Below are 265 nucleotides of genomic sequence, written 5' to 3' on the forward strand. Positions count from 1 at the left end.
TGCGCGAGGCCGTGGCCTCCAGCGCCCCCTGGGAGGTTCCCGTCGCGAGGACGATAAACTCATCACCACCGAAGCGCGCCAGTAACTGGTTATCTTCGAGGCAACTTAGGATGGCCAGCGAGACACTCTGTAAAAGCTGGTCGCCAAACATATGCCCGTAGGCATCGTTGACCTTTTTGAAGTTATCGAGGTCGAGATAAATAATGCCGACCTGCGTGTCGCCCGCGTTATCAATCGCTTCGCTAATCAACTCATGAATGGCGTT

1 protein-coding gene is annotated in these 265 nt (G+C 54.7%); it reads right to left on the bottom strand.

Translation table 11 applies throughout. From position 1 onward, the window contains the following. Positions 1 to 265, bottom strand: a 265-nt coding sequence (locus tag FDX01_RS23665) for a diguanylate cyclase (protein WP_249360908.1), incomplete at both ends; no start/stop codon positions are given.

Source organism: Citrobacter sp. wls613, assembly GCF_005281195.1.
In the GTDB taxonomy this organism is placed as follows: domain Bacteria; phylum Pseudomonadota; class Gammaproteobacteria; order Enterobacterales; family Enterobacteriaceae; genus Citrobacter; species Citrobacter gillenii.